This window comes from Roseitalea sp., from assembly GCF_984466335.1.
Window position 1 is genome coordinate 1 of sequence record NZ_CFIFWG010000188.1, and the last position, 5,137, is coordinate 5,137.

A 5,137-nucleotide genomic window follows, 5' to 3' on the forward strand; every position below is an offset into this window, starting at 1 on the left:
CCCCTCATAGGCGTAGCCCTCGGCCTCGCGCTCCTTGACGATGGCGATCAGCGTGTCGAGGCGCGGGTCGTCCCTGGCAACGGCGAGGCCGCGCCGCTTGAGCTCGTCGATGAAGTTGGACCTGCCGCCCTGGTCGGAGACCATGACGCGGCGCGCATTGCCGACGCTTTCGGCCGGCACGTGCTCGTAGGTGCGCGGGTCCTTGAGCAGGGCCGAGGCATGGATGCCCGCCTTGGTCGCGAACGCGGACGCGCCGACATAGGGCGCCTGCGGGTCGGGCGCGCGGTTGAGCAGCTCGTCGAAGGTGCGCGACAGGCGCGTCAGCCCCACGAGCGCATCCGCCGACACGCCCGTCTCGAACCGGTCCGCCCAGACCGGCTTGAGGCCGAGCGTTGCGATCAGCGTGACGAGGTCGGCGTTGCCGCAGCGTTCGCCGATGCCGTTGAGCGTGCCCTGGACCTGCCGCGCGCCGGCGCCGATGGCGGCCAGAGAATTGGCCACCGCCTGGCCGGTGTCGTTGTGGGCATGGATGCCGAGCCGGTCGCCGGGCACGCCGGCCTCGATGGCCGCGCGCGTGATGGCACGCACCTCGTCGGGCTGGCTGCCGCCATTGGTATCGCACAGGACGATCCAGCGCGCGCCGGCCTCGAACGCCGTTCGGGCGCAGGCCAGCGCATGGTCCGGATTGGCCTTGTAGCCGTCGAAGAAATGCTCGCAATCGACCATCGCCTCGCGGCCGGCGGTGATGGCCGCCTCGACCGACCGGCGGATCGCGGCGAGGTTCTCGTCGGGCGTGCAGCCCAGCGCCAATGCGACATGATAGTCCCACGCCTTGGCGACAAAGCAGATCGCGTCCGCATCGGCCTCGATCAGCGCGGCAAGGCCCGGATCGTTGGATGCCGAGACGCCGGGGCGGCCGGTCATGCCGAAGGCGACGAAGGCGGCGTTCCGCGTCCGCTTGCGCGCGAAGAAGGCCGTGTCGGCGGGGTTGGCGCCCGGATAACCACCCTCCACATAGTCGATGCCGAACCCGTCCAGCATGTCGGCGATGGCGATCTTGTCGTCGACGGAAAAATCGATGGCCGGCGTCTGCTGGCCGTCGCGAAGGGTCGTGTCGAACAGGTGAATGCGCTCTTTGCCGGCCGACATTGGTTACAGCCTCCCGCGACGGCAATGTTTCCGTTCGCGCGTCCTTGCGGCCAAGCCGCCCGACAGGGCACCCGTCATCGCTTCACCTCCCATGTCGTGACGCGCTCGCCAGTTTCGGAATCCTTTGAATCGCTTAGCCGGATTCCCTGATCCAGAAGTTCATCGCGGATGCGGTCCGCCTCGGCCCAGTTCCTGTCGGCGATCAGGGCAAGACGCTTATCGATCGCCGCCCGAACCGTATCGACATCGATATCGCCGAGCGGCGCCGCCCGCGGCAGACCCAGAAAGCCGAGCGCGCGGCGCAACGGCGCGCCGGCGAGCGCGCCGAGCGCGTGAATGGCGTCGACCGTGTTCAGATCGTCGGCCAGCGCCTCGACCATGGCGTCGAACCGACCATTGTCGTCGGCTTGGCCCGCGCGGCGCCAAAGGCGGGCCAGCAGATTGTCGGCCTCCTCCAGCCGCCGCACGGAAAAATCGATCGGCTCGCGATAGTGCGTCATGAGCATGGCCAGGCGCAGCACCTCGCCGGGCCATTTGCGGCCGCCGAACATGTCGGTCTCAAGCAGGTCGCGCACCGTGATGAAATTGCCCAGCGACTTGGACATTTTGCGGCCCTCGACCTGCAGGAAGCCGTTGTGCATCCAGTAGTTGGCCATGGCCGGCGTGCCGTGGGCGCAGCGGCTCTGGGCGATCTCGTTCTCATGGTGCGGGAAGGCCAGATCGATGCCGCCGCCATGGATGTCGAAGACCTCGCCCAGATGATGGGCGCTCATCACCGAGCATTCGATGTGCCAGCCCGGCCGGCCGTGGATCGCCGTGCCCGCAAAGTCGGCGTCCCAGCCCGGCTCCTGCGTTCCGCTCTGCTTCCAGAGCACGAAATCGGCCGGATCGCGCTTGTGGCCGGCCACGGCCACGCGCGCGCCGGCCTGCTGATCCTCCAGATTGCGCCGCGACAGCGCGCCATAGTCGGGCATCGAGCCGACGTCGAACAGCACCTCCGCCCCTTCCCCGCCGGTCGCGACATAGGCGTGGCCGCGCGCGATCAGCGTGTTGATCATCGCCACCATGGCGCCGATATGCTCGGTCGCGCGCGGCTCGTGCGTGGGCGGCAGGCAGCCGAGCGTCAGCGCATCGGCGCGAAACCGGTCGGCGGTCTTTTCGGTGACGGCGCGAATCGCCGCGTTCAGCGCAAGGGCCGGATAGTCACGCCGGGCGCGGGCGTTGATCTTGTCTTCCACGTCGGTGATGTTGCGCACATAGGTGACGTGATCGTCGCCGTAAACGTACCGGAGCAGGCGGAACAGCGCGTCGAACACGATCACCGGCCGGGCGTTGCCGATATGGGCATGATCGTAGACCGTCGGGCCGCACACATAGAGCCGCACATTGGCCGGATCGATCGGCGCAAAGGGGCGCTTGGCGCGTGTCAGCGTGTCATAGAGGCGCAGCGGCAGAGCATCGGCCATCGATCGTTTCCTGTCGGGCGGTACACCAGCGGGCCGCTCATGCCACGGCGGCGGTGGCGCTGCCAAGCGGCACCGGCGGCGGACAGCGGTGCCGAGGCAATCAATCACTCGCGATACTGGCATGAAGGCGAAAATACACGCAAAAGACGCTCACCGGTGGCGGTTTTTTGATTAAATATGACCAATCCCCCCAATTTTAACCTATTCAACGATGGTCTTGACCGTCTACGGTGCGGCCCTCTGCGTAGGCGGAGCCGGGTATCTCGCGGTGGAGTTTGCGCCCCATCTTCCACTGTGCTCGGCCGTTTGCTTCTCACGGACCAGGAGCGGCAAATGGCAGATGCCTGGGGCGCCTACGCAGAGCATTGCCGGCACCGCGGTCGCGGTGCCTATTGCCTTGGGCCGACGAGCAGGCCGATGGCGAGCGCGACCATGATCGCGGCGATGACCAGATCCAGGATGCGCCACGCGTCCGGGCGGGCAAACAAAGGCGCGAGAAGCCGCGCGCCATAGCCGAGCGAGAAGAACCAGGCGAAACTGGCCGCCATGGCTCCGCCGCCGAAGGCCGCGCGAGCGGGCCCTTCGAAACGGGCCGCCAGGCTTCCCAGAAGAACCACCGTGTCCAGATAGACGTGCGGGTTCAGAAAGGTGAACGCAAGGCAGGTGCCGATCGCCGCAGCGCGCGGCATGGGCGCGCCGGCCGGCGTCTCGGCGAGCATTGCGGACGGGCGCATCGCGCGTCGCAAGGCAAGGCCCGCATAGGTGAGCAGGAAGATCGCCCCGCCGATGGCCACGAAGGTGATCAGCTGCGGCTGGCCGGCGATGAGCGTGCCCAGACCGGCGACGCCGACGGCGATCAGCAACGCATCGGAAGCCGCGCAGATCAGGCAAAGGATGAAGACGTGGCTGCGCATCAGTCCCTGGCGCAGGATGAAGGCGTTCTGCGCGCCGATCGCGATGATCAGCGTCGCGCCGAGGACGAACCCGTTGATGGCGGCGGCAAGCATCGGAGACGGCATCGCGATCAGAACAGCGAGAACTGACCGTCATCGCCCTTGCCGGCGTCCCCGGCGGCCGGCTTGACCGACTGCTCCCCCGGCGCGACGGGCTCCAGAAGCTCAGGGCCGGTGTTGGCCACCTTGTTGACCCGGTCGGAAACGGCGACCGCCTCGAACGTTCCCGGCGCGGGCGGCGCCAGCAGGCCGGCGACGTCGACCGGCCCGTTCGCGCGGCAATCGAGCCAGCGCGCATGGTCTTCGGGCTTCAGGGGAACCGGCACGCGATCGTGAATATGGACCAGATCCGCCGGAGCCGCCGTCGTCAGGATCGCGCAGGTGTCGATTTCGCTGCCGTCCTTTCCGATCCAGGTCTCGTGCAGGCCGGCAAAGCCCACCGGACCGCCATCGACGGGCCTGACCCACCAGGGCTGGGACGGGCACGTGGCCTTGGCGCGCGGCCATTCGTAAAAGCCCGAGGCCGGAACCAGGCAGCGCCTGTGGCGCATCGCCGCCCGGAAGGACGCCTTGCTCGCGGCCGTCTCGGAGCGGGCGTTGATCAGCAGCGGGAAATCGCCGGGGTCCCGGACCCAGGACGGAAGCAGTCCCCAGCGCATCAGGCCCGCCTCCCGGTCCGGCAGGTTCGAGCCCTCGGGACGGGCCGGGCCGGCGGTGACGACGAGCACGGGCTGGGTGGGCGCGATGTTGTAGCGCGGCGGAAAGGCTTCCACCCCGGCGACGGCGAACACGCGCTCGATTTCCTCTCTGGCGTGGATCAGCGCGAACCGGCCGCACATGGCACCATCCCCCTCCGGTCACCCTATCGCCGGCAAAGCGCCCGTGGCAAATGCAAAAATGAGGCAAGGCAACCGGGGTCAGGCCGCAAACCGGCGGCTGGATATCACCAAGACAGGCGCGCCGACGGCTGCCGGGTCCGCGGCGAACCACGCCCCTCCCACGCGATCGTGACCGGGCGTTATTGGCGGGCCCGCGCGCGGCCTCATAGGCTGCATACCCCGGCCGTATCCGCAAGCCGTGACCGGACGAGGTGATCTCATGCCCATGCCCAAACGCCAGGCGGCCGCGATCGCCGTTCTTCTGACCGCCCTGCCTGCCCTTTCACTCGGTGCCGCGATGACCGGCGCGCCCCCCGCACAGGCCGATCCGATCCGCTGGACCGCCGAGGGCTGGAAGACGGACTTCGACAAGCGTTCGGTCGAACTCGCCCGCATCCTTTCGGGCGGTCCGCCGCGCGACGGCATCCCGTCGATCGACAATCCAAGGTTCGAGTTCGTGCCCGGCCACGACGATCTGGCGCCGAACGAGCCGGTCGTCGGGCTGACGATCAATGGCGACGCGCGCGCCTATCCGCTCAGGATCCTGACCTGGCACGAGATCGTCAACGATGTGGTCGGCGGGGTGCCGGTGGCCGTCACCTACTGCCCCTTGTGCAATTCGGCGCCCGTCTTCGAGCGCACGGTGGACGGGCGCATCCTCGAATTCGGCACCACGGGCAAGCTCAAGGAT

General features: G+C 68.2%; 5 protein-coding genes. 1 reads left to right on the forward strand and 4 read right to left on the reverse strand.

Annotated features, from left to right (window positions below; genetic code table 11):
• The 4 genes from AC5E6L_RS13800 to AC5E6L_RS13815 all read right to left on the reverse strand — a co-directional run.
• Nucleotides 1-1,149, reverse strand: a 1,149-nt coding sequence (locus AC5E6L_RS13800; RefSeq protein WP_491774042.1) for a hydroxymethylglutaryl-CoA lyase-like TIM-barrel protein, incomplete at its 3' end; no start/stop codon positions are given.
• 74 nt (nucleotides 1,150-1,223) lie between these two features.
• Nucleotides 1,224-2,615, reverse strand: a complete 1,392-nt coding sequence (cysS, locus tag AC5E6L_RS13805; RefSeq protein WP_491774044.1) for a cysteine--tRNA ligase — start codon at nucleotides 2,613-2,615, stop codon at nucleotides 1,224-1,226.
• Between the two features lie 389 nt (nucleotides 2,616-3,004).
• A complete protein-coding gene (locus tag AC5E6L_RS13810) occupies nucleotides 3,005-3,622 on the reverse strand; it encodes a LysE/ArgO family amino acid transporter (RefSeq protein WP_491774046.1) in 618 nt (205 codons plus the stop codon).
• 17 nt (nucleotides 3,623-3,639) lie between these two features.
• The gene (locus AC5E6L_RS13815; protein ID WP_491228856.1) at nucleotides 3,640-4,407 is read right to left on the reverse strand and encodes an SOS response-associated peptidase; all 768 of its coding nucleotides are present in this window, start codon (nucleotides 4,405-4,407) and stop codon (nucleotides 3,640-3,642) included.
• Nucleotides 4,408-4,666: 259 nt separating this feature from the next.
• Here AC5E6L_RS13815 and AC5E6L_RS13820 point away from each other — a divergent pair.
• The coding region (locus AC5E6L_RS13820) for a DUF3179 domain-containing (seleno)protein (RefSeq protein ID WP_491774049.1) at nucleotides 4,667-5,137 on the forward strand (471 nt) is incomplete at its 3' end.